The sequence below is a fragment of the Glycomyces endophyticus genome, assembly GCF_039531525.1.
Classification (GTDB): Bacteria; Actinomycetota; Actinomycetes; order Mycobacteriales; family Micromonosporaceae; genus Glycomyces; species Glycomyces endophyticus.
The window spans coordinates 1-21,308 of record NZ_BAAAQF010000018.1 but is presented as its reverse complement, the minus strand read 5'-3'; the positions used below and the strand labels follow the sequence as shown (position 1 = coordinate 21,308).

25 protein-coding genes are annotated in these 21,308 nt (G+C 73.1%); 9 read left to right on the top strand and 16 right to left on the bottom strand.

From position 1 onward, the window contains the following. Positions 1 to 153: 153 nt before the first annotated feature. From ABD419_RS19410 to ABD419_RS19400, 3 genes are all read right to left on the bottom strand, one after another. A complete protein-coding gene (locus tag ABD419_RS19410) occupies positions 154 to 1,242 on the bottom strand; it encodes an NADH:flavin oxidoreductase/NADH oxidase (protein WP_344489804.1) in 1,089 nt (362 codons plus the stop codon). A 74-nt stretch (positions 1,243 to 1,316) separates the two neighbouring features. Beyond that, the gene (locus tag ABD419_RS19405; protein WP_344489802.1) at positions 1,317 to 2,012 is read right to left on the bottom strand and encodes a type 1 glutamine amidotransferase domain-containing protein; all 696 of its coding nucleotides are present in this window, start codon (positions 2,010 to 2,012) and stop codon (positions 1,317 to 1,319) included. Positions 2,013 to 2,039: 27 nt separating this feature from the next. Beyond that, on the bottom strand, positions 2,040 to 2,915 hold the full coding sequence (locus ABD419_RS19400) for an NAD(P)-dependent oxidoreductase (protein ID WP_344489799.1): 876 nt from the start codon (positions 2,913 to 2,915) through the stop codon (positions 2,040 to 2,042). 153 nt (positions 2,916 to 3,068) lie between these two features. Here ABD419_RS19400 and ABD419_RS19395 point away from each other — a divergent pair, with 153 nt between their 5' ends. Next, entirely contained in the window at positions 3,069 to 3,521 is a 453-nt protein-coding gene (locus ABD419_RS19395; RefSeq protein ID WP_425556131.1) for a MarR family winged helix-turn-helix transcriptional regulator, read from the top strand. 154 nt (positions 3,522 to 3,675) lie between these two features. Here ABD419_RS19395 and ABD419_RS19390 read toward each other — a convergent pair whose 3' ends face one another. Together ABD419_RS19390 and ABD419_RS19385 are read right to left on the bottom strand one after the other, a co-directional pair. Then, entirely contained in the window at positions 3,676 to 4,185 is a 510-nt protein-coding gene (locus ABD419_RS19390) for a TetR/AcrR family transcriptional regulator (protein WP_344489796.1), read from the bottom strand. 189 nt (positions 4,186 to 4,374) lie between these two features. Further along, positions 4,375 to 4,674 carry a hypothetical protein gene (locus tag ABD419_RS19385; protein ID WP_344489794.1) on the bottom strand — a complete coding sequence of 100 codons (300 nt, stop codon included), beginning with the start codon at positions 4,672 to 4,674 and terminating at the stop codon, positions 4,375 to 4,377. Positions 4,675 to 4,903: 229 nt separating this feature from the next. Between ABD419_RS19385 and ABD419_RS19380 the strand changes: the two genes are divergently transcribed. After that, entirely contained in the window at positions 4,904 to 5,158 is a 255-nt protein-coding gene (locus tag ABD419_RS19380; RefSeq protein ID WP_344489791.1) for an SCO4848 family membrane protein, read from the top strand. A gap of 129 nt (positions 5,159 to 5,287) precedes the next feature. On the opposite strand, the gene ABD419_RS19375 is transcribed toward ABD419_RS19380, so the two are convergent. Next, positions 5,288 to 6,202: an aminoglycoside phosphotransferase family protein gene (locus tag ABD419_RS19375; protein WP_344489789.1), complete on the bottom strand. Its 915-nt coding sequence runs from the start codon at positions 6,200 to 6,202 to the stop codon at positions 5,288 to 5,290. 94 nt (positions 6,203 to 6,296) lie between these two features. Continuing rightward, a complete protein-coding gene (locus ABD419_RS19370) occupies positions 6,297 to 6,977 on the bottom strand; it encodes an NAD(P)H-binding protein (protein WP_344489787.1) in 681 nt (226 codons plus the stop codon). 141 nt (positions 6,978 to 7,118) lie between these two features. On the opposite strand from ABD419_RS19370, the gene ABD419_RS19365 reads away from it, so the two are divergent. Together ABD419_RS19365 and ABD419_RS19360 are read left to right on the top strand one after the other, a co-directional pair. Further along, entirely contained in the window at positions 7,119 to 7,901 is a 783-nt protein-coding gene (locus ABD419_RS19365) for a class I SAM-dependent methyltransferase (protein WP_344489784.1), read from the top strand. A gap of 89 nt (positions 7,902 to 7,990) precedes the next feature. Continuing rightward, complete coding sequence (locus ABD419_RS19360; protein WP_344489781.1) at positions 7,991 to 8,560, top strand: AAA family ATPase; 570 nt, start codon at positions 7,991 to 7,993, stop codon at positions 8,558 to 8,560. 108 nt (positions 8,561 to 8,668) lie between these two features. Here ABD419_RS19360 and ABD419_RS19355 read toward each other — a convergent pair whose 3' ends face one another. The 5 genes from ABD419_RS19355 to ABD419_RS19335 all read right to left on the bottom strand — a co-directional run bounded on the left by ABD419_RS19355 (position 8,669) and on the right by ABD419_RS19335 (position 13,060). Continuing rightward, entirely contained in the window at positions 8,669 to 9,478 is an 810-nt protein-coding gene (locus ABD419_RS19355; protein WP_344489778.1) for an HAD family hydrolase, read from the bottom strand. Between the two features lie 93 nt (positions 9,479 to 9,571). Continuing rightward, entirely contained in the window at positions 9,572 to 10,153 is a 582-nt protein-coding gene (locus tag ABD419_RS19350) for a hypothetical protein (protein ID WP_344489775.1), read from the bottom strand. A 139-nt stretch (positions 10,154 to 10,292) separates the two neighbouring features. Continuing rightward, a complete protein-coding gene (locus ABD419_RS19345; RefSeq protein WP_344489773.1) occupies positions 10,293 to 10,532 on the bottom strand; it encodes a LapA family protein in 240 nt (79 codons plus the stop codon). 206 nt (positions 10,533 to 10,738) lie between these two features. Beyond that, the gene (locus ABD419_RS19340; protein ID WP_344489770.1) at positions 10,739 to 12,070 is read right to left on the bottom strand and encodes a M14 family zinc carboxypeptidase; all 1,332 of its coding nucleotides are present in this window, start codon (positions 12,068 to 12,070) and stop codon (positions 10,739 to 10,741) included. Between the two features lie 171 nt (positions 12,071 to 12,241). Beyond that, a complete protein-coding gene (locus ABD419_RS19335; protein ID WP_344489767.1) occupies positions 12,242 to 13,060 on the bottom strand; it encodes an HAD family hydrolase in 819 nt (272 codons plus the stop codon). Between the two features lie 170 nt (positions 13,061 to 13,230). Between ABD419_RS19335 and ABD419_RS19330 the strand changes: the two genes are divergently transcribed. From ABD419_RS19330 to ABD419_RS19320, 3 genes are all read left to right on the top strand, one after another. Next, positions 13,231 to 13,806 (top strand): TetR/AcrR family transcriptional regulator, encoded by a 576-nt coding sequence (locus tag ABD419_RS19330; RefSeq protein ID WP_344489764.1) that lies wholly within the window; start codon positions 13,231 to 13,233, stop codon positions 13,804 to 13,806. Between the two features lie 90 nt (positions 13,807 to 13,896). After that, positions 13,897 to 14,685 carry an SDR family oxidoreductase gene (locus ABD419_RS19325; protein ID WP_344489762.1) on the top strand — a complete coding sequence of 263 codons (789 nt, stop codon included), beginning with the start codon at positions 13,897 to 13,899 and terminating at the stop codon, positions 14,683 to 14,685. 201 nt (positions 14,686 to 14,886) lie between these two features. Then, a complete protein-coding gene (locus tag ABD419_RS19320) occupies positions 14,887 to 15,465 on the top strand; it encodes a hypothetical protein (RefSeq protein WP_344489760.1) in 579 nt (192 codons plus the stop codon). A gap of 60 nt (positions 15,466 to 15,525) precedes the next feature. Here ABD419_RS19320 and ABD419_RS19315 read toward each other — a convergent pair whose 3' ends face one another. From ABD419_RS19315 to def, 3 genes are all read right to left on the bottom strand, one after another. Next, positions 15,526 to 16,692 (bottom strand): NUDIX hydrolase, encoded by a 1,167-nt coding sequence (locus ABD419_RS19315; RefSeq protein ID WP_344489757.1) that lies wholly within the window; start codon positions 16,690 to 16,692, stop codon positions 15,526 to 15,528. A gap of 43 nt (positions 16,693 to 16,735) precedes the next feature. Beyond that, positions 16,736 to 17,272, bottom strand: coding sequence for a tetratricopeptide repeat protein (locus tag ABD419_RS19310; RefSeq protein ID WP_344489754.1), 537 nt, complete (start codon positions 17,270 to 17,272; stop codon positions 16,736 to 16,738). Between the two features lie 144 nt (positions 17,273 to 17,416). Continuing rightward, positions 17,417 to 17,965 carry a peptide deformylase gene (def, locus tag ABD419_RS19305; protein WP_344489751.1) on the bottom strand — a complete coding sequence of 183 codons (549 nt, stop codon included), beginning with the start codon at positions 17,963 to 17,965 and terminating at the stop codon, positions 17,417 to 17,419. Positions 17,966 to 18,158: 193 nt separating this feature from the next. On the opposite strand from def, the gene ABD419_RS19300 reads away from it, so the two are divergent. Beyond that, positions 18,159 to 19,112: a DUF4349 domain-containing protein gene (locus tag ABD419_RS19300; RefSeq protein ID WP_344489749.1), complete on the top strand. Its 954-nt coding sequence runs from the start codon at positions 18,159 to 18,161 to the stop codon at positions 19,110 to 19,112. A 155-nt stretch (positions 19,113 to 19,267) separates the two neighbouring features. After that, a complete protein-coding gene (locus tag ABD419_RS19295) occupies positions 19,268 to 20,470 on the top strand; it encodes a sulfotransferase family protein (RefSeq protein WP_344489746.1) in 1,203 nt (400 codons plus the stop codon). Positions 20,471 to 20,482: 12 nt separating this feature from the next. Here the strand turns inward: ABD419_RS19295 and ABD419_RS19290 are convergent. Next, positions 20,483 to 21,308: ROK family protein (locus ABD419_RS19290; protein WP_344489743.1), on the bottom strand; the 826-nt coding region annotated here is incomplete at its 5' end.

Genomic DNA, 21,308 nt, shown 5'->3' with positions numbered 1-21,308 from the left:
AAGGTGGCGACGGGGACGGATCGGGCATCCTGCGACGTCACGGGCGCGGGCGGGAATCGGATCCTGCGGCAGGGCTTCGGGGACGGTCCGGCCCCTGGCCGCGGACACGGTTCGGCCCCGGCGCCGGTGCGGCGCCGGGGCCGAAGGGTCGGATCAGGACCGCCGGTAGGGCGCCGGGACGGCCGGGACCGGGGAGTCCTCGCCGAGCTCGCGGGCGGCCTGGCGGGGCCAGTACGGGTTGCGCAGCAGCTCGCGGCCGATGAAGATCGCGTCGGCCTCGCCGTCGGCGAGGATCTTCTCGGCCTGGCGCGGCTCGGTGATGAGCCCGACCGCGCCGGTCGGCAGCCCGGTCTCGCGGCGCACACGCGCGGCGAACGGCACCTGGTAGCCGGGCGAGCTCGGGATGTCGGCCTTCGGGACGCTGCCGCCGCTGGACACGTCGAGCAGGTCGATGCCGTGCTCGCGCAGGAGCGCGGCGAGGCGGACGGTCTCGTCGGCGGTCCAGCCCTCGGGCTCGATCCAGTCGGTCGCCGAGACGCGGAACATCACCGGGACCTGGTCGCCCACCTCGGCGCGGACCGCGTCGGTGATCTCGACGGCGATGCGGGTGCGGTTCTCGAAGGAGCCGCCGTACCGGTCCTCGCGCCGGTTCGAGACCGGGGACAGGAACTCGTGGAGGAGGTAACCGTGGGCGCCGTGGATCTCGACGACCTCGTAGCCGGCGTCGAGGGCGCGGCGGGCCGCGGCGGCGAACGCGTCGACCACGCCCTGGATCTCCTCCACCGTGAGCGCGTGCGGCACGGGCCGGGCGTCGCTGAAGGCGACGGCGCTGGGGGCGACGGGCACCCAGCCGCCCTCGCTCGGGTCGAGCGCGCGGCCGCCGAGGAACTCCAGGTCGGAGGTGGCCTTGCGGCCGGCGTGGGCGAGCTGGATCCCGGGGACGGACCCGTGCGCGCGCATGAGGTCGGTCAGGCGGCGGTGGCCCTCGACCTGGGCGTCGTTCCAAATGCCGAGGTCGCCGATGCTGATACGGCCCTCGGCGGTGACCGCGGTGGCCTCGACCAGGACGAGCCCGGCGCCGCCGACGGCCCGGGAGCCGTAGTGCTGGACGTGCCAGTCGTTGGGGGCCCCGGTGCCGGGTCCGGAGGTGTCGGCGCTGTACTGGCACATCGGGGCCATCCAGGCGCGGTTGGGGATCTCGGTGCCTCGGATGGTGAGCGGCGAGAACAGGTTGCTGGTCACGTGCGGGTCCTTCTGGGTGGGCGGTCCTGGAGACGCGGCGGGGCCGCCGCGTCCCGGCGGCCCCAAGGGTACGTCTATCCGATGAGTTTCAGCAGCTCGGCGGCTGCGGTGTGGGACGACTGCGGGTTCTGGCCGGTCACCAGGGCCCGGTCGACCACGACGTGCGAGGCGAACGGCTCCCCGGCCTCGAAGCGGAGTCCTGCCTGCTCGAGGCGGGTCTGGAGCAGCCACGGGGCCTTGTCGGCGAAGGCGCCGAGGCGCTCCTCGCGGTCGGTGAACCCGGTGACGCGGCGGCCCGCGAAGGCGTTCGCGCCGTCGGGCCCGGTCGCGGGCAGGAGCGCGGCCAGGCCGTGGCAGACGAGCCCGACCGGCGTGCCCGCCGCCAGCGCGTCGGCGAGGATCGCTCCGGCGCGGTCGTCGACGGCGAGGTCCTCCATGGGGCCGTGGCCGCCGGGGACGTACACGGCGTCGTAGTCGGCGAGGTCGGCGGCCGCGAGGTCGACGGGCGCGGCGAGTTCGGGCGCGGTGGCGACGGCGTCGCGGTAATGGTCAGCGGCGTCGGCGCCGCCGGCGAGGTCGGGCTGGAGGCTGACCGGGTCGACGGGCGGGACGACGCCGCCGGGGGTGGCGACGGTGACCCGGTGGCCGGCGGCCTTGAAGGCGTCGAGCGGGACGACGGCCTCTTCGGCCCAGTAGCCGGTGGTGTGCGCGGTGCCGTCGGCGAGCGTCCATGCGTTCGTGCCGGTCATGATGAACAGGATGTGCGCCATGTGGTGGTCCCCCTAGGTGTCGTGCGGTTACTCGTCGAAGCTCGCGAAGTAGCTCGCGGCCATGTCCTCGTCGCCGTGTCCCTGTTCGGAGGCGCGGCGGAAGCGTTCGGCGCCGGCTTCGGCGAGGTCGAGGCGGACGCCGTGGGCGCGGGCGGCGTCGACGATGAGGGTGGCGTCCTTGAGGGCGGTGTCGAGGCCGAAGCTGGTGGTGGCGGTGGCGCGGTCGAGGATGAGGCCGCCTTTGGCGTGGGCGTAGCCGGCGTCGAGGGGGCCGCCGGCGATGAGGTCGAAGAAGCCCTGGGGGTCGACGCCGAGGCCTTCGGCGAGGGCGAGGACTTCGCCGATGCCGTGGGTGAGGACGAGGACCCAGCTGTTGGCGACGAGTTTGAGGCGGGAGGCGCTGGCGTCGGCGCCGGTGGCGCCCGTCCAGACGGTCTTCGCGCCGACGGCGTCGAAGACGGCGTTCGCGACGGGGTCGTCGTCGGGTCCGGCGGCGAGGACGGTGAGCTGTCCGGCCTCGGCGGGGGCGCGGGTGCCGAGGACGGGTGCGTCGAAGTACACGAGGGCGTGCCGGTCGGCGAGGGCGGCGAGGTCGGCAGCGCCGTCGAGGCCGGCGGTGGTGGACTGGATCCAGCGGGTGCCGGGGGTGAGGGCGGGGGCGGCCTGTTCGATGACGGTGCGGGCGGCGGGGCCGTCGTGGAGCATGGTGAGGACCGCGTCGGCGCCGGTGACGGCGTCGGCGGGGGTGTCGGCGATGCGGACGCCGTCGGCGGCGAGGGGTTCGGCCTTGTCGCGGCTGCGGTTCCAGGCGGTGACGCGGTGGCCGGCGCGGGCGAGGTTGCGGGCCATGGCGGCGCCCATGATGCCGGTGCCGAGCACTGCCACGTGGAGCTGGTCGCTCATCGGTTCTCCTTCGGTTCGGGTCGCGGGTTCTCGGTGTCGGCGCCCACGATACTTGCAAGCGCGGGTTAATTGCAAGCGATGGTATTCTGCATGTTGCATATATCGCCGTACGCTAGGATAGGCGGGATCGACCGAGCCCGAGGGAGGATCACCGTGACCGCGGCCCCGGAGACCATGACCGCCCTGGCGCAGCACTGGTGCGCCCTGTCGGCGCTGCACGAGCGGATCGCCGACCGGATCGGGCGCCGGCTCGAGGCCGCGCACGATCTGAGCGTGCGCGAGTTCTCGCTGCTCACCGTCCTCGACCGCCAGTACGAGGGGAAGGGCGGGCACCTCCAGATGCGGGAGGTCGCCGAGGCGATCGTCTTGAGCCAGAGCGCGACCACGCGGCTGGTGACCCGGATGGAGGACCGGGGGCTGCTGGCCCGGACCATCTGCAAGGACGACCGGCGCGGAATCTACACGAACGTCACCGAGGAGGGGCGGCGGCTCCTCGCGGCCGCCCGGCCGACCCATGACGGGGCGCTGGCCGAGGCGCTCGACGAGGCCCGCGCGAACCCGGACTTCACGCCGCTGGTCGAGGCCCTGGAGCGCATCGGGGAGTGACGGTTCGATCGCGGCTTGCGTCACCGTGTCGGCCGCCGCCGCGATGGTCCTCGGCGCCGCCTCGCGCAGGCGCCGCACTGCACTCGCTGCCGGCCGCGATATGTGACATGGCACTGGGTGTCCGGTCGCGCCCGAGGCGGGCGGCGGGCGAGCGTCAAGCGTTGGGGCCCTTGACCGACGCCCAGATCCGGTCGGGCAGGTACTTGAACGCCTCCGCGATGTCGTCGGCGCCGGGCATGCCGATGAGCCAGCGCGTCACCGCTTCGGTCACGGGACCGATGAGGAGGCAGCCGAGGAGACTGTCGGGGACGTCCACGATGCGTCCGGCCGCCGTGTGCGGGGCGACCCACGCGAGGATGCGACCGAGCTGGGGCGCGGTCTCGGCGAGCATCGCCTCGGTCGGGGTGATGAGGTGCGCCTGGTAGGGCATGGCGAGGAGGAAGTGGGCCTTGGACCGGTGCTCGGTGCACCAGGTGAGGTAGGCGGTGACGCAGGCCTGGACGCCGGTCCGGGCGGTGCGGCGCGGTTCGACGGCCGCGACGAGTCGTCCGAGGAGTTCCGCGGACAGGCGCGTGTACAGGGCCGCGGTGAGGCCGTTGAACGATCCGAAGTGGTGGTAGAGGCTGCCGACGGAGACGCCGCTGGCGTTGATGACGCCGGTCATGGTGTAGCCCTCGGGCCCGGAGCGGTCGTAGAGGTCGAGGGCGGCGTAGCAGTCGTTCGACGGTCTCCCGTCCCCGCGCCTGCTTGGCCGCCATGGTCGCCCCCCAGTGATCGCGTGCCGCAGGGCCACCACTCTAATCCGGTGCCTCTACAAGGGTCAACGGGCGGCGGGTCGGATGTGGCGGCGGGGTCAGGACTTCCAGAACTTGGCGGCGAGGCGGGCCAGCGAGTCGCGCTGGGGCCGGCTGAGCGTGGTCTCGTACTTGTGGTTGAGGTAGAGGCCGGGCGGTTCGGAGTCGATGCGGAAGACGTTGCCGATCCAGAGGACGGGCCGGCCGCGGTCGAGCTCCCACAGCTGCACGATGCGCTCGCCGGGAGTGATCGTCATTCTGATGTGGAGTTCAAGGAACTCGATCTCTTCGATGCGGAGCCAGCCGACGACCTCGGGGTCGGGGTACCCGCTCGGAAGCGGGGTCTCAGGTCCGTTCATACGGGCCAGCCATTCCATGCATTGATGACAATCCGGTCTCCATCATCGCAGACCACGGTATGCACGCAACTGCCGCACAGAGTGACACCGGGTCTCCAATGACCAGGATAGTAGGCGCATCCGGCGAGCCGGTCCATCCCCCTTGCGCGGACGGGGCCGGAACGTGACCGGGGTCCGGTCGGGTGCGCCCGGAATGTCCGGGCGGCGGGCGGGGCCGGATACTGGGCGCATGAAGCTCAGTCGCGGCGTCTCGGTGTTCCTGCTCGCCTTCGGCGTGTGGTCGTGGTTCATCTGGATCACGTTCGTCAAGAACCTGTTCCAGGACGTCAGCGGCTTGGCGTTCGACGGATCGGGCGATCCGACGGGCTATTTCTGGGTGCACCTGACGCTCGCGGTGGCGTCGTTCGGACTGGGGACGGCGGTCGGGGCGATCGGTCTGCGCGGGTTCCTGGCGAGCCGCCGAACGGGCCGCGAAGCCTCCTGAAAGGACCGCACGACTCATTGTCGACTCGCCTCGGAGTCGGAAATCCGACGCGGATCTTTTTCACCCGTTCGGGATGGAAAGCGCTTGATTCGATCGGCGGACCGCCGGGACGTTCATCCGGCGGCCCCCTCAGGCGTCTTCGAGCTCCCGCATGGCCTTCGACGCGGACTCGAGTTCGCGCTCGTCGGCCGTCTCCGCGAGGTGGTCGGTGAAGCGGAGCAGGGCCCAGGCGCGGACGCGGTCGGTGTCGGCGCCGAGTCCCTCGGCGACGGCCCGGAGCAGCTCGGCCCCGCTGTGGGGGCCGTGGAGCTGCTGCTTGAACAGGAAGTAGCCGCCGTCGAAGGCGCGCTCCGCGAGGTAGGGCTTGGGGTCGATGACCAGCCAGGACTCGCGTTCGGCGGAGACGATGTTGCTCAGGTGGGTGTCGCGGTTGCCGATGCCGAGTTCGAGCGGGTCGGCGAGGGCGTCGCAGAGGGCGAGCGCGTCGCGGAGCCGCTCGTCGCCGACCCGGTGAAGGATCTCGGGTGAGGCGTCGCCGTACTCCTCGCGCCAGGCGTCGAGCATCCCGGTGGCGGCGGGCAGGTCGGGGTAGCCGGCCTCGGGTTCGTAAGGGCGCCAGAGGCGCCGGTAGAGGCCGGTGGCGATCCCGATGCGGCGCCAGGCGGCCGCGGGGGTCTTGTGCCCGAAGAAGCGGGTCGACTTGAGCCGGTTGCCGGGGACGGCCCGCTCCATGAGCATCGCGCCGGTCTCGGCGTCGTAGTCGAAGAGGCGGACGGCGCCGTCGCCGTCGTACTGGCGCAGCGCGGTGGGCTCGGCGCGGTTCTCCTCGTCGCGGTAGATCACCTTGAGGACGGCGGGGGCGCCGTCGTCGAGGAGGACCGGGACCACGTACGAGTGCGATCCGCCGTCGTAAGGCGGTCCGTCGATCCTGAGGGACCACGCGCGCTTGAGGCTCCAGACCGTCTTGGGGAGCTCGTCGAGCCAAGCCTGGCCGGCGCCGCCGTGCCAGTTGAGGACGTCGCGGCGGACAGAGGAAGGAACCACACCAAATCGCATCGGTACAGTATCGAGCACTCCGTTTCGGCGACGCAATCCGCATATGCGTTTGCGGCGGGCAGTCAGACCACTGCGGACGGTGTCAGGAATCCGGTGCGAACGCGGCCACCGCGTCGGCGACCGGGTCGTCCCCGCCGCGCAGCTCCAGGACCTTCCGGGAGACCGCGGGCGAGCACAGGAGCTCGGCGAGCACGGCGGCGACGTCGGCGCGCGCGACCTCGCCGCGGCCGACGGGCGGCTCCCCGAGCTGCACGGTCCCGGCGGGCGGGTCGTCGGTCAGCGCGCCGGGCCGCAGCACGACCCAGTCGAGGTCCCTGGCGCGCAGGTCGTCCTCGGCGGCGGTCTTCGCCACCAGGTAGGCGGCCCAGACCTCGTCGCGGGACGGGGCGGCGACGGTGCCGGCGCCCATGGTGGAGATCTGGAGGAAGCGGCGCACGCCGGCGCGCTCGGCGGCGTCGGCGAGGAGCACGGAGGCGGCCCGGTCGACGGTGTCCTTCCGAGCGGCCCCGCTGCCGGGGCCGGCGCCCGCGGCGAACACGACGGCGTCGACGGCGCCCCCGGTCTCGGAGGCGAGGAGCCCGGCGAGGTGCTCGGTGTCGGCCTGTTCGAGGTCGATGACGATGGGGCGCCCGCCGATCGCGGCGATGTCCTCGGACTGCTCCGGCCTTCTGATGAGCCCGGTGACGGAATGTCCTGCTGCGGCCAGGATCTCTGTCAGGAGCAGCGCGATCTGTCCGTGCCCTCCGGCGATGACGACATGCATACGGCCCACCCTAGCCCGGTCGGCGGCCCGGCGGGGCGGAGTGCGGCGCGAGGGGCGCGGACACGGCAGCCGGTTGCCCCCGTGCGGGCGCGGGGGTAGGGTGGGCGGCTCCGCGCTCGCCGACTCGCGAAGGGGCACCGCATGGCAGTCGAGGTCGATCAGGTCATGGCGAACTACCGCGACTCGGGGAACCTGAAGCGCCGCATCGGGATCTACGACTTCCGCGAGCCGCGGTTCGATCCGGTGGACTACGCGGCGGCGCTGCTGGACGGTCTCGACGGGCGGCTGGTCCTCGACGTGGGGGCCGGGTTCGGCCGGTACACCCGGCGCCTGCGCGCCGACTTCCCGACCGCGACCGTGGTCGCGATCGACAAGGGGCCGGGGATGCTGGCCGAGGTCGAGGCGCCCGCGACGGTCGCCGACGCCCGCGCGATCCCCTACCCCGACGACGCGGTGGACGCCGTCCTGGCGATGCACATGCTCTACCACGTGCCCGATCCCGCGGACGCGGTCGCGGAGTTCCGCCGGGTGCTCAAGCCGGGCGGGACGCTGCTCGCCTCGACCAACGCCCGCGGCGACATGGCGGCGATGGCCGAGCTGTGGCACCGGGCCGCCGCTCCGGTTCTGGGCTCCGGCGGCTACTCGTGGGACGGCGCGATCCGCGGCTTCGACTCGGCCAGCGCGCCGGCGCTGCTGGAGGCGCGGTTCGACTCGGTGGAGGCGTTCGAGGCGGCCGGGGTCGTCGCGGTGCCCGAGCCCGCGCCGATCCTGCGCTTCCTGGCCTCGATCCAGTCGTTCGCCGGTTGCGACGACGCCGAGATGGCGGCGATCCTCCTTGCGGCCGAACGGGAGCTGGAGGCGCACTTCGCGTCGCACGCGACGTTCGACTTCACCAAGACGCTGGTGTTCTACCGCTGCAGGTGATCCGGGTGTCCGGACCGCCCAGGGCGGTCCGGGTCGGGTGGCAAGCGGGAGGGCGCACCGCTCGCGGGGCGGTTCCGTAGCATCGGTCCGTGCCCCGATTGATCCTGCTCAACGGCGCTCCGGCGGTCGGGAAGTCGACGCTCGCGCGGCGGTACGCCGAGGACCGTCCGCTGGCGCTCGTGCTCGACCTGGACGTGCTGCGCCGCATGCTCGGGCGGTGGCGTGAGGACCCGTCCGGGGCCGGGCTGCGCATCCGCTCGGTCGCGGCGGCCGCGGCGCGCGAGCATCTGGAGGCCGGATACGACGTGGTGGTGCCGCAGCTGGTGGGGCGGGTCGAGTTCATCGAGCGGCTGGGATCGGTGGCCGCCGAGGCGGGGGCGCGGTTCGACGAGGTAGTCGTCCTCGACGGCGAGGAGAGCCTCGTGAGCCGTTTCGCCGAGCGCACTCGGGCCGCCGCCGAGCCCGAGCATGTGGAGGCGCACGAGCTGCTGGCCGGCGGCGAGTCGGCGCTGCGGGACTGGCACGGCCTCGTCTCGCGGCTCGCCCGCGAACGGCCGCAGGCGGTCACGGTCGCGTGCGTGCCCGGGGACGTCGAGGCGACCTACCGGGCACTGCTCGCGGCGATCGGGATCGACCCGGTGCGGCGCGTCCGGCCGTGAGCGGGCGGCGCGGAGGACGCTGTCGAGTCGGCGGGGTTCGGTGTTGTTGAGCCGGTTCGGGAGCGTCGACCGGAGCGGTGCCGGGCGTCGCGGCCTCGACCAGTTCGGTCAGGCGAGGTCGAGGAGCGCTTCGACGATCTGGGCGACGCCGCCGTCGGAGGCGGAGCCGGTGCGGTCGGTGGCGGCCGCGACGGCGTCGGGGTGGGCGTCGGCCATGGCGTACGAGCGGCCGGCCCAGGCGAGCATCGGCACGTCGTTCGGCATGTCGCCGAAGGCGACCACGTCGGCGGCGTCGATGCCGCGTTCGGCGCACCAGGCCGCGAGGGCGGCGCCCTTGCTGGCCTCGACCGCGGTGCACTCGATCTCGGGGAAGCTCCCCCAGTGCCAGAGGCGGACGCCGGGGAGCTCGATGTGGCGGGCGGCCTCGTACATGGCCTCGCCGGTGGAGCCGGGGACGCGGACGACGAGCTGGGCGACGGCGTCGGCCGCGCCGACGAGGTCGTCGCCGGGCTCGAGGAAGACCCAGGGGTCGTTGAGGTGGACGCCCTCCTGGAGGAAGGTCGACTGGGTGAGCTGCCGTTCACCGGTCTCGACGGCGAAGAGCGCGCCGGGCAGGGCGTCGAACAGGCGCTCGTGGAGTTCGCGGGCGGCGGCGAGCGGCACGGGGTGGCGGAGTTCGGTGCGCTGGGTGGCGGTGTCGTAGAGGGCCGCGCCGTTGCAGCAGACGGCGGCGTCGAGGACGGGCGCGAGTTCGGGGATGCGGTAGACGGCGCGGGGCGCGCGGGCCGTGACGGCGACGGTGAGGACGCCGTGTTCGCGGGCGGCCTGGAGCGCCTTCTGGTTCCGGGGCGGGAGCCGGCCGTCGCGGCCGAGCAGGGTTCCGTCGAGGTCGGTGGCGATCACCTTGGGGGCTGGCACGGTACGAGTATCGGGGCCGGAGCGCGATGCGGGCAAGCGGGTAAGTGCCATGTCACATGGCACCGGGGTGCGGTCCGGGCGGGTCGCGGTGGTTCACGCCCCGCGCTCGGCGACCGCGTCGCGCGCGGTCCGCCGCGCGGCGGCGAGCTCCATGCCGTACTGCGCGACCGTGGTGACGAACCCGAGGGCGAGGAGGGCCAGGGACAGGGTGAGGAACGCCGACTCGTTCGGGCCCTGCACGGCCGCCGCGCTGAACGATGCCCAGCCCAGGGTCAGGACCGCGTGAGCGGCGCGGGCGGGCCGCTCGATCCAGGTCCCGAGACCGCTCGCCGCGGCCATGGCCGCGGTGCCCACGATGAGCGGGGCCCACGAGGAGAAGACCAGGTCGGCGCTGAGCGCCAGGCCTGCGAACTGGCCGATGCAGAGCACCCAGGCCGTCACCGTCATGCCGGCCCGGGCCACGAACGACTCCGCGCCTCGCAGCCGCCAGGCCGCCAGCGCGTACACGGCGGCGCACACCGGGACCCAGTAGATGGTGTAGACCGTGACGCGCCAATGGAAGTAGGAGTACTCGTCGACCGCGAGGGCGAGAGAGAACAGCGCCGGGGGCAGGGCGAGGAGCAGCAGGAAGCGCACGAGGCGCATGGCGGGAGCGGGGTTCCGGTTTTCACTCATGGTCACAGTGTGCGCACGGCCGCAACGGGTGTCGGCTCGGATGCGGGTGGATTCCGTAGGGGTTCCACATATCCGTGCCCGCGATGTCCCGGTTCGGGGACTGGATTTTCTCGGAATCGTCCAACCGCGCGGCGGCGGGTCAGGCCCGCTTCCGGGCGGAGCGGCGGCGGAGGAGGGCGCCGACGGCCCAGCCGGCGATGAAGACCACGGTGATCATGATCCACATGGGCATCTCGACCTTGACGAACCAGAGCTTGACGCCCGCTTCCTCGGTGTTGGCGAGGACGAACCACACCGCGAGGGCGATGATCACCAGCGCTGTGATGAGTCGGCGCAGGCCCCTGCCGCTCTTGCCATCGACTGCGTCTCCAGTGGACATCGTCGGCTCCTCCCGCTCGTTCACCGTCCGGCCAGTATGGGCGGGTCGGCCGCGAGCGGGGACGATTCGGAGAAATCGGGATTGCGGCAGGCGGTGGCGATCGGGAGGATCTCGCCGGCGGCGCCGGTCGTCGGGTGCCCGTGGCGGGGCGGCCGGAGACCGGACCGGGCGGGTCCCGGCAGGGTTCGCCTGCCGGGACCGGCGGGTCAGGCCGCGTACGGGGCCGCCGCGGCCTGGGCCGCGGTCATGAGGGCGCCCTGGTTCTCGGGCCAGAGGGTGTCCTCGACGCACGAGAAGGCGGGGAAGAACCCGCCGCAGGCGCCGAAGTCGGGGCCGACCTCGAAGGTGAAGCTCGCGACGCCGAGTTCGCCGTAGGCCATGTCGTCGGTGGTGCCGCTGGTGCTGTAGCCGACGGTGTCGTCGTTGGTGCCGACGAAGTACCCGTTGGACTGCGACATCGCCTCGCCGAGGGCGCGCAGCGCCCCGTCGTTGGGCGCGGCGTCGGAGGTGTAGCCCCAGGGCACGATGATGTACTCGCCGTAGGAGTGCAGGGTCACGAAGACGTCGCGCGCGTCGTCGGGCGCCGGGTCGTCCTGGGCCTCGCCGCGCTGGTCGGGGTGGAGGGCGCGGAGCCAGTCCTCGACGGCCCGCGTCTCGGGTTCGGACGCGGCCGAGGCGCCTTGGAAGGTCTCCGAGCACGGGTTGGTGGAGTCGTCGCCCCACGCGTAGGAGGAGTTGCGGTTGAGGTCAATGCCGAGGGCGTCGCCGCAGTTCCCGGCGGAGTCGTTCGCGTTCTTGCGCTGGAGGACGGGGTCGTCGCCGCCGGAGGCGACGATGTCGACGCCGTCGGGGTTGACGACGGGCACGACCCACACCTCGGTGGTGTCGAGGAGGTCGGTGACCTCGGCGTCGGTGCCGTAGCCGGCGACGAGCGAGTCGATCCAGCGGAGTGCGATCTCACCGGTGGCGATCTCGCGGGCGTGGATCTGGGCGATCAGGGAGAAGCGGGGCTTCGCCGAGTCGGGGTCCTGCTCGCAGTCGCCGGCGGCGATGGCGGTGACGCAGACCGCGAGCACGTCGTGGCCGCCCTCGCCCTGGGTCTTGCGCCAGGAGTCGCCGATGTCGTACAGGCGGGTGAGGCCGGGGTTGGCGTCGGCGACGTCCTGGAGGTGGCCCTCGATGGCGTCGACGGTGCGGTAGCCGCCGTAGTAGGTGCCCTCCTGCTGGACGGCGGTGTCGGGGACGTCCTTGTAGACGGTGTCGAAGAACGCCGGGTCGTGGCCGAGGGCGCGGAGCTCGTCGGCGACGGCCTCGTCGCCGATGATCTGGGCCTCGCCGCCATGGCCGTGGGCGACGTCGAAGAGCTGCTCGAGCTCGGCCACCTCGGTCTCGGTGAGCCCGTCGACGGTCCAGGTGACGGGTGCGGAGTGGGACGGGTCGGCCGGGTCGGCCTGCGCGGTGAGGGCGACCGCGCCGGTGGTCGCGGCGGCGACTCCGAACGCGGCGCCGGCGGCGGCGAGCCTTCGCTTCATATGCATGTGTCCGTTCCGTTCTCGGCCCGCCGAGGGTGACGGCGCACCGAAGGGGCGGTCAAAGGGAGTCTCATCATACAATTTAATGACAAGTCCCGATACTTCCGACAAATTCGGACACAGTGGATGTAGTTGTGAAGTCCTCTTCGGACCGGGGCCGGAACCCCAGTTCAGAGCCTATGCAGCGGCGGCCGTGTCGTCCGAGAGGAGGGCCTCGATGATCTGCGCGACGCCGTCCTCGGCGTTGGTCGCGGTGCGGTCGGTGGCGGCGGCGACGGCCTCGGGGTGGGCGTCGGCCATCGCGTACGAGCGGCCGGCCCAGGCGAGCATGGGCACGTCGTTGGGCATGTCGCCGAAGGCGATCACCTCGTCGGGCCCGACCCGGCGGTCCTTGCACCAGGAGGCGAGGCCGAAGGCCTTGTCGGCGCCGCGGGCGTTGAAGTCGAGCATCCCGAAGTCGCCCCAGTGGCACATCGACAGCCCGCCGAGGTCGGCGTCCTCGACGGCGGCGGCCATCTCCTCGCCGGTGCGCGCGGCGCAGTAGACCTTGATCTTCACCGCGCGCTTGGCGCGCTTGAAGACCGCGTCGACGTTCGGCACGAAATCCCAGTTCGAGGAGCCCACGAGCGGCCGGTAGGCCTCTTCGCCGACGATGCCGGTGCCGGTCTCGACCGCGAACACGGCGTCGGGCAGGCGCGCGGCGATGGCGGCGGCGACGCGGCGGCCGGGGCCGATGCGGATCGAGCGGAGCACGCGCACGCGCCCGGTCTCGGGGACGTAGTCGATGGCCCCGTTGGCGCAGATCGCGCCGTCGAGGAGCGGCACGAGGTCGGGGAGCATGTCGACGCCGTAGGGGGTGCGGGCGGTGACGGCGACGACCGAGACGCCCTCGGCGCGGGCGGCGGTGAGGGCCTCGCGGGTCCGCTCGGAGAGCGTGCCGCCCGGGGAGAGCAGCGTGCCGTCGAGATCGGAGGCGATCACTAGGGGTTTGAGCACCGCTCAAGTATCGCCCGGCCCGGCAAGTGCGACAACCGCCGCGACGGCTAGCCGACACCGTCCGTTCAGCGGAGATCGGACCGGTTCCGCCCCAATGGGTTCGGGGACCGAGGTGATCGACGGCACGATGTTCTTGACCTTCAGGTCGAGAACGGGGTAGGGTTCCGGGCATGGGCAGGCCGAAGGAATTCGAACCGGACACCGTCGTCGAGCAGGCGATGGAGGCGTTCTGGACCGGCGGGTACGCGGGGACCTCCCCCGCCGACCTCGCCGAGGCCACCGGCGTGGGCAAGGGCAGCCTCTACCACGCCTTCGGCTCGAAGCGCGAGCTGTTCGGCAAGGCCCTCGACATGTACGGCGCGGCCGGCTCCGAGCTGACCGAGGCGTACCTGAACGAGCCGGGGACGGCCAAGGAACGCATCCGGGCCTACCTGGAGTTCCTCGTCGACACCGACCTCGACGCGCCCGTGCGGCGCGGCTGCCTCGCGGCCAACACCGCCCTCGAACTGGGCGGGCGCGACCCCGAGGCGACCGACGCGGTGCGGCGCATGACCGACCGCACCATCGAGCTACTGGCCGAGCGGCTGCGCCGCGGCCGGCGCGACGGCGACGTCCCGCCGGAGATCGACCCCGAAGCGCAGGCCCACCTGCTGATGAACACGATCGTCGGCCTGCGCGTCATGGCCCGGACCTACGACGGCCCGGTCCTGCACCGGATCATCGACACCGCCCTGGCCGGCCTCTAAGACCACTGCGCCCTCGTCCGAGGGCGTTTTTCTCACCCTGATTCTTGACCTCAAGTTCAAGAATTGATACACCCGAAGAAGGGCACCACCATGGAACTGGGAATCACCGGCAAGACCGCGCTCGTCACCGGCGCGAGCCGCGGCATCGGCCTCGCGATCGCCGAGGCCCTCGCGGCCGAGGGCGTACGGGTCGTCGGCGCCGCCCGCACCGTCACCCCCGAACTGGAGAAGGTCGCGGCCGCGACGGTGGCGGCGGACCTGTCGACCCGCGAGGGCGCGGTGCGGATCGTGGACGAGGCCGTCGCGGCCGTCGGCGGGATCGACTTCCTCGTCAACAACGTCGGCGGCGGCGACGCCGACCGCATGGTCGTCGGCGGGTTCCTCGACGTCCCCGACCACCAGTGGGACCAGGTCTTCGACCTGAACCTGTTCAGCGCGGTCTGGACGACGCGCGCGGCGCTGCCGGGCATCGTGGAAAGGCGCGGGGCGATCGTGAACGTCTCGTCGGTGAACGCCCGCGTGCCCTCGGGCGCGCCGGTCGGGTACGCCGAGGCCAAGGCCGCGCTGACGATGTTCGGCAAGCGGCTGAGCGAGGAGGTCGCGCCGCTCGGCGTGCGGGTGAACACCGTGTCCCCGGGCGTCATCGGGTCCCCGCTGTGGCGCGACGAGCGGCGGTTCGGCGGCAAGGTCGCCGAGGCGTTCGGCGTGGCCCACGCGGACCTGCTCGAGGGCATGCCCGGCCAGTTCGGGATCGCCTCGGGCCGCATCGGCGAGCCCGAGGAGGTCGCGGACCTGGTGGCGTTCCTGCTCTCGGAGCGGGCGTCCAACATCCACGGCGCCGACCACGTCATCGACGGCGGGACGCTCAAGGCCGCATAGCGGATGGGCGGGCGCGGCACCGCCGCGCCCGCCGGCGGCAGGGGCTCCGGAGCGGGTGTGCGAACACCGGGCCGTCGGACCGCCGTGTCACGGTTGCATCACGAGTGCAACCGGTTCACTCGGGTGCTCGTCAGAGTCCTGGTGCCGGTTCGCACCGTCGTCCTACCTTGGACGAACAACACCCGTCGAAGGAGCCCCGTCATGACCTACAACCCGCCCCCGCACTACAGTTTCGGCGACTCCGGCGAGCCCCAGCAGCCCCAGAGCGCCCCGCCGGCCTTCGGTCAGCCGCAGAGCGCCCCGCCCGCCTACAGCCCGCTGCCGCAGAGCGCGCCGCCGGCGTACTCCCCCGGGACGTCCGCCACCCCCGGCGGATACGTCCCGACGCAGCCGGCCGCGCCCATGCCGACCCAGCCGCTCCTCGCGGCCGGCCCGCCCGCCCAGCGGCGGTCCCCGATGGTGCCGGTCCTCGCCGTCGTCGCGGTGGTCGGGTTCGCGGGCGCCGCCCTGTCGCTGGCGCTGTGGCTGCGCGAGAGCGGCGACCTCGACGACGCGAACGCCCAGCTGGACGACCGCGACTCGGAGATCGCGCAGCTCCAGGAGGACCTGAACGCGGCCGAGACCCAGGTCAGCGAGTTGGAAGTGCAGGCGGCCGACTCGGAGTCGATGCGCGCCTGCCTCGACGACCTCGCCTGGTACTACGCCACCGAGGCGGGCTCGGAGGAGGAGACGCAGGCGGAACTGGCACTCCAGGACAGCTGCGCGACCTGGCTCTGGTAGCCGGTCCGGCGGACGCGGTGCGCCCTTCGCTCCTTCGGCGCGGGCGCCCCGGCCACCGGGTCAGCGCTCGCCGCGGTGGCGGGCGAACAGCGCCGGGATGCGCAGCCCGTGACCCCGGAACAGGTCCAGGTCCTCGGCCTCCTCGCGGGTGATCCAGCGGGCGTCCGAGGCCTCCAGTTCGGCCAGGCGCAGCGGCTGCCCCGGGTCGAGGGCCCGGGCGGTGAAGCTCATGATCATCGGCATCCGGTCGTCGCCGAGCTTGGTGTCGCGCTTGTCGAACGCCCACGACAGGCCGGTCAGCTCGACGTCGAGCCCGGTCTCCTCGAACGCCTCCCGCACGGCGGCCAGGCCCACCGGCTCGCCGACCTCGGCGGCGCCGCCGGGCACGGCCCACTGGCCGGTGTCGGTGCGGCGGATGACGAGCAGCCGCCCGGCCTCGTCGAAGACCCCGGCGTCGGCGCCGGTGGACACGCAGTCGGCGGTCAGGTCGCCGCAGTCGATCCGCGGATACGCCAGGTCGGCCTTGACCGCGTCCTCGCACAGCGCCGCGACCCGGTGCTGCCGTTCGCGCTCATAGGGGTTCACGACCTCGGCGAGCGACTCCTTCGCCAGCGCGGCGATCGCGTCGAGGAGCTGCGCGACGACCGGCGTCACCGGGAGGGGGCCGCGGTCGGGCAGGAGCGCGGTGGCCGAGGGGTTCAGGCCCGGCACGTCGCCTTCCAGGTCGGGCTCGGTCGGTTCCAGGAGCGCCGCTGCGGCCGCTGCGTCGAGGTGGGTCGTGAACTCGTAGACGAGCAGGAACGTGTGGGGGCACGGGAGTCCGGCGAGGTCGGTGTCGGCGATGGCGACGGGTTCAGCGGGGACGCGGGTGCGGAGGGCGGCGGCGACGGTCTCCAGGCGCTGGCCGAGGGTGCCGGAGGTGCGGCTGAGTCGGCGGCGGCGCACGAGCCGGGTGCCGTCGGCGCAGTCGATGCGCAGTTCGGTGCCGGGCATGGGGGTGCGCAGGCCGGTGTCGGCCTCGTAGGCGGCGAGGATGATCTCGTAGGGGCGGTGGTCGACCTGGGCGAGGAGCGCGGCGGCGAGTTCGCGGAGGCGGCGCAGCCGGGCCTCCTCGTCGGGTCCGGCGCCCCAGAAGAGGCCGTTGGCGGCTTCGGCGCGGAGGATGCCGGAGAGGCGGGCGAGGCCGCGGGCGGCCTGCCCGTCGGGGTCGGCGGGGTCGACGGCCATGGTGCTCCTTCGCTTGGGTCGCTTCGGGTCGGAAACGGCGCGGTCAGATCGTACGCTGCCCCGCGGCGGCGCGGGCGGCGCTCAGCGCGTCCTGTGTCGAGGCGATCAGGGCGGGGTCGCCGAGGCGTTCGCGGATCTCGAGGACCTCGGTGAGGACGTCGACGGCGAGGTGGGGGCGGCGGGCGTCGACGAGGTGCTTGCCGTAGTGCTGGAGGGTGTAGTGGACGAGTTCGGGGCAGTGGGTGCGGGCGAGTTCGATGGCCTGGCGGTAGACGGGTTCGGCGGCGTCGAGGCGGCCGGGGTAGCGGTGGGCGTCGCCGAGGTTGACGAGGGCGGCGACCTTCTGGTTGGGGGTCTCGGCGCGTTCGACGGCGGTGGCGAGGACGCGCTGGGCGGCGGTGTAGTCGCCGAGGGCGATGAGGCCGACACCGGCCTGGCGCAGTTCGGGCTGCGGGAGGCGGGGTTCGCGTGCGAGTTCGAAGTGCACGAGGCGGCGGAGCTTGTCCGGTTCGGTGGCGTACATGCGGCCGTCCTTGCCGGTCGCGATGAGTTCGGCGATCTGGTGGCGCTCTGCTGACAACGCGCGTCCCCCTTCCGGGCCGTGGCGCCGCGGCGAGGCGGCCTGTGGCGAGGATAGAGCCGGATCGGCGCGGTGACCAGGGCCCGTCCTGTGGGTCAGGACGGTCGGCAACGGGAGTCGTTGGGGCTCACCGGGTGCGGCGGGTCAGCGGAGGCCGGCTTCGGCGAGCATCTTCTTGCGGGTCTTGGCGGGGAGGCGGTCGACGTAGACGGTGCCGTCGAGGTGGTCGGTCTCGTGCTGGAGGCAGCGGGCGAGGGTGCCGGTGCCCTCGATGCGGACGGGGTGCCCGTCGGGGTCGAGGCCTTCGACGACGGCGGTCGCGGCGCGGGGCGTGTCGGTGAACACGCCGGGGACGGAGAGGCAGCCCTCGTCGCCGACCATGAGCTCGCGCGGGGGCGGGGGGAGGATGAGCACGGGGTTGACGACGGCGGCGACGGTGCGGGCGCCGTCGGCGTCCTCGCAGTCGAGGACGAAGACGCGGGCGTCGACGCCGATCTGGTTGGCGGCGAGGCCGACGCCGTTCGCGGCGTACATGCTCGCGAACATGTCCTCGACGAGGGCGGCGAGCGCGGCGTCGAAGGCGGTGACGGGCGTGCACGGGGTGTGGAGCACGGGCTCGCCGTAGTGGACGATGGGGCGGGCGGTGCCGGTGTCCCCCGGGTTCGGTCCGGCGGCGGTGCGGTCGGTCGGCAACGGATCTCCTCGGTTCCTCGCGGCCCGATGCGGTGCCGCTTATTGCAAGTCTATGGCAACAGTATCCGAGCCGGTGCCGGATCCCTCCCGATCGATAGCGGTTCGTCTCCGGTCCGTTACGCGGCGTCGGGATCATTGGAGGCGGCGGCGGATCCCTGGCCGCCACCCCTCTCTCCCCCTTGCGAGGCAGCACATGCGCATCCTCAGATCCTCCATTGTGGCCGCCACGGCGGCGCTGCTGCTGGTCGGGTGCGCCGGCGCCGGCGACGACTCCTCCGGCGGATCGGTCGCCGAACCCGAGGCCGCCGACGTCGACGAGGGCGCCGACGGCGGGCAGACCGGCGCTCCGGCCGATCCGCAGGTCGACGCCGGGAACCGCGACGTGATCTACGAGTCGGCCCTGGAGGTGGCCGACCCCGACCCCGACCGGGTCGCCGAGGAGGCGTGGGACCTCGCCGAGTCCCTCGGCGGGTTCGTCAGCGCCGACGAGCGCGACCTCACGACCGTTGACGACGCGGTCGAGGGGAGCGCGCACCTGGTGGTGCGCGTGCCCTCCGACCGGTTCCAGGAGGCGATGGACGGGCTCACCGGCCTTGCCGAGTCCGAGGTCCGCCGGTCGGTGACCACCGAGGACGTCACCGAGGCCGTGGTCGACATCGAGTCGTACATCGCGACCAAGACCGCCAGCGTCGCCCGCGTCCGCGAGCTGCTCGCCGAGGCCGACTCGGTGACGGCGATCCTGGAGCTCGAGTCGGAGCTGGCCGAGCGCGAGGGCGAGCTCGCCTCGCTCCAGCAGCAGCTCGCCGACCTGGAGGACCGGATCGCCCTCTCCACGATCGACTTCACCGTCACCGCACCGCAGGTCGCGGCGGCCGATCCGGGGTACACCGGGCCTGACAGCTTCTGGGACGGCCTCGTGGCCGGCTCCCGCGGGGCGGTGGGCTTCCTCGTCGGGATCTCGGTCGTGATCGGGATGCTCCTGCCGTTCGTCCCGATCGTCGCGCTCGTGGCCGCCGCCGTGGTCCTCCCGCTCCGGTGGCGCGCGAAGCGGCGGGCGGCGCCGCCGGTGTCGCCGACGCCGGTGTCGACGCCGCCGCAGCCGACGCCCCTGCCGCAGGCGCCGCCGGTCCGCAGCGACCGCTCCTGAGACCGGGACGGCCGGTGGCATGTCACATGTGACGCGCCACCGGCCGCGGGCGCGTCCGGGCCGCGGACCCGCGACCACCGACCGACACCGCCCGTCCTGACGCGACTGTGAGAGACTGGCCCGCGTTCGTTCCACCCCTAGGAGAGGACGCCCCGATGCGCCGCATCGCCAGCTGGGTCAAGCCCCTGAACGCCGCCATGGCCCCCTCGCTCACCCGCGCCGTGCGGGACCCGGACGCGGCCTTCGAGCAGGCCCTGGGGAAGGCGGAGGCCGGAGCCGGGATCGGCGCCGACATCGACCGCGACTTCGTAGAGGACTACCGGGCGCTCATGCACCGGTTCGCGAAGGTCCGCGACATCTCCTTCCTGGGGTGGACGGCCACGTCCTCGGAGCTCCAGATGCGCATGGAGAACCGGCTGCGGATCAGGCGGCTCCACGCCGAGGACCCGCGGATCGCGTCGGAGCCGATCGACCGCCCGATCGTGGTGGTCGGCCTCCCCCGCACCGCGACCACGCTGGCCCACAAGGTGATCGCCGAACCCGAGGGCAACCGCGCGCCGCTGATGTGGGAGTTCCACCACGCCGACCGCTTCGACGTCGACCCGAAGCTGCGCGAGCGGCGCCTCGCGAAGGCCCGGAAGATCTCCTCCGCGGTCGGCATGATCACCCCGATCTGGGAGACCATCCACCCCAGCACCGCCGAGACCCCCGAGGAGTGCGTGCTCGCCCTCCCCCACGGCCTCCAGTGGGGCACCCGCTTCAAGCTCCCCGGCTACCGGGACTGGCTGGCGCAGCACGACTTCGTCCCGGACTACCAGTACCTCAAGGAGTTCCTCCAGGTGCTCCAGTCCGGCGACCGGCCCCGGCGCTGGGTCCTGAAGTCGCCGTTCCACCTGTACAACCTCGACGCGCTCCTCAAGGTCTTCCCCGACGCCCACATCCTGTGGACCCACCGCGACCCGCAGACCGTCATGGGCTCGTGGTGCTCCCTCGTGGAGACCGGGACGGCGCTGTGCAACCGCCGCTACGACACCCACGAGATCGGGCGCGAGTGGCTCGAGTCGCTGTCGTGGATGGTCGAGCAGGGCCGCCTCATGCGGCTGGGCATCCCGCCCGAGCGCATGGTCGACGTGTCGTACCACCAGCTGACGGCCGACCCGTACGGGCAGCTCCCGCGCATCTTCGAGCAGCTGGGCCTCAAGTGGAGCCACCGCGAGGAGGGGAACCTGGAGAACGTCCTCGCCCGGCCCGGCATGCGCCGCAACCACGAGTACACGCTCAGCCGGTACGGCCTCGACCCCGACAAGGTCGACCGGGCGTTCGGCGACTACACCAAGCTGGTCGCCGCGATCCGCTAGGGCTGCAACGGGTCAGGGCCGCAGTGGGTCCAGGTCCATCGCGCCGGCGCGGACCACTTCGAGGGCGCGCGCGACGGCGCCGAGGCTGACGACCCCGCCGCCGAGCGTCGAGGCCACCAGCTCCGGCGCGGGCGGGTGGGTCAGCTCGTCGAGGCGCTGCGCCGCCCGCTTGAGGACCAGGTCGAGGGAGTCGGCCACCGCGCCCGCGAGGACGATCCGCTCCACGTCGAGCAGGCCGCCGAGGACCGCGCAGATCCGCGCGAGGCGCTCGGCCATGCGCTCGGCCAGCGCGAGCGCGGCCCCGTCGCCGGCCTCGGCGGCGCGCAGGACGAGTTCGGCGCCGAGCCGGTCGGCGGGCTCGGTCATGAGCGGGCTGGCGGGGTCGGCGGCGCCTTCGGCGCGGACTTCGAGCGCCCAGTGGCGCAGCAGGTTCCCGATGCCGTGGGTGGAGCCGACGCCTTCGACGAGGGTGAGCAGGCGCAGTTCGCCCGCGGCGCCGCGGCGGCCGCGCACGAGGTGGCCGTCGACGACGTAGCCGGCGCCGAAGCGCTCGCCGGAGACCAGCGCGATGTACGAGGAGGCCCCGGCGCCCGCGCCGAAAGCGCCTTCGGCGAGGGCCGCGAGGTTGGCGTCGTTCTCGACCTCGGTGAGCCAGCCGCGGGCGCGGTAGTGCGCGGCGTAGCCGGGGTTCATGCGCTCCCAGAAGTGCTGCTCGCCTTCGGGTGAGGCGCCGTCGAGGTCGGTGGGGGCGGGGACGCCGAGGGTGATGCAGAGGACGGCCTCGGGGCGGGCGCCGGCGCGGTCGAGGGCGGTCGCGACGGCGTCGTCGGCGGCGGCG

Bases quoted from the DNA above. Each gene is read 5' to 3' on its own strand.
- ABD419_RS19405 (WP_344489802.1), bottom strand. From the start codon at position 2,012: ATGGCGCACATCCTGTTCATCATGACCGGCACGAACGCATGGACGCTC.
- ABD419_RS19400 (WP_344489799.1), bottom strand. From the start codon at position 2,915: ATGAGCGACCAGCTCCACGTGGCAGTGCTCGGCACCGGCATCATGGGC.
- ABD419_RS19390 (WP_344489796.1), bottom strand. From the start codon at position 4,185: ATGACCGGCGTCATCAACGCCAGCGGCGTCTCCGTCGGCAGCCTCTAC.
- ABD419_RS19385 (WP_344489794.1), bottom strand. From the start codon at position 4,674: ATGAACGGACCTGAGACCCCGCTTCCGAGCGGGTACCCCGACCCCGAG.
- ABD419_RS19380 (WP_344489791.1), top strand. From the start codon at position 4,904: ATGAAGCTCAGTCGCGGCGTCTCGGTGTTCCTGCTCGCCTTCGGCGTG.
- ABD419_RS19370 (WP_344489787.1), bottom strand. From the start codon at position 6,977: ATGCATGTCGTCATCGCCGGAGGGCACGGACAGATCGCGCTGCTCCTG.
- ABD419_RS19365 (WP_344489784.1), top strand. From the start codon at position 7,119: ATGGCAGTCGAGGTCGATCAGGTCATGGCGAACTACCGCGACTCGGGG.
- ABD419_RS19350 (WP_344489775.1), bottom strand. From the start codon at position 10,153: ATGAGTGAAAACCGGAACCCCGCTCCCGCCATGCGCCTCGTGCGCTTC.
- ABD419_RS19345 (WP_344489773.1), bottom strand. From the start codon at position 10,532: ATGTCCACTGGAGACGCAGTCGATGGCAAGAGCGGCAGGGGCCTGCGC.
- ABD419_RS19340 (WP_344489770.1), bottom strand. From the start codon at position 12,070: ATGCATATGAAGCGAAGGCTCGCCGCCGCCGGCGCCGCGTTCGGAGTC.
- ABD419_RS19330 (WP_344489764.1), top strand. From the start codon at position 13,231: ATGGGCAGGCCGAAGGAATTCGAACCGGACACCGTCGTCGAGCAGGCG.
- ABD419_RS19325 (WP_344489762.1), top strand. From the start codon at position 13,897: ATGGAACTGGGAATCACCGGCAAGACCGCGCTCGTCACCGGCGCGAGC.
- ABD419_RS19320 (WP_344489760.1), top strand. From the start codon at position 14,887: ATGACCTACAACCCGCCCCCGCACTACAGTTTCGGCGACTCCGGCGAG.
- ABD419_RS19315 (WP_344489757.1), bottom strand. From the start codon at position 16,692: ATGGCCGTCGACCCCGCCGACCCCGACGGGCAGGCCGCCCGCGGCCTC.
- ABD419_RS19300 (WP_344489749.1), top strand. From the start codon at position 18,159: ATGCGCATCCTCAGATCCTCCATTGTGGCCGCCACGGCGGCGCTGCTG.
- ABD419_RS19295 (WP_344489746.1), top strand. From the start codon at position 19,268: ATGCGCCGCATCGCCAGCTGGGTCAAGCCCCTGAACGCCGCCATGGCC.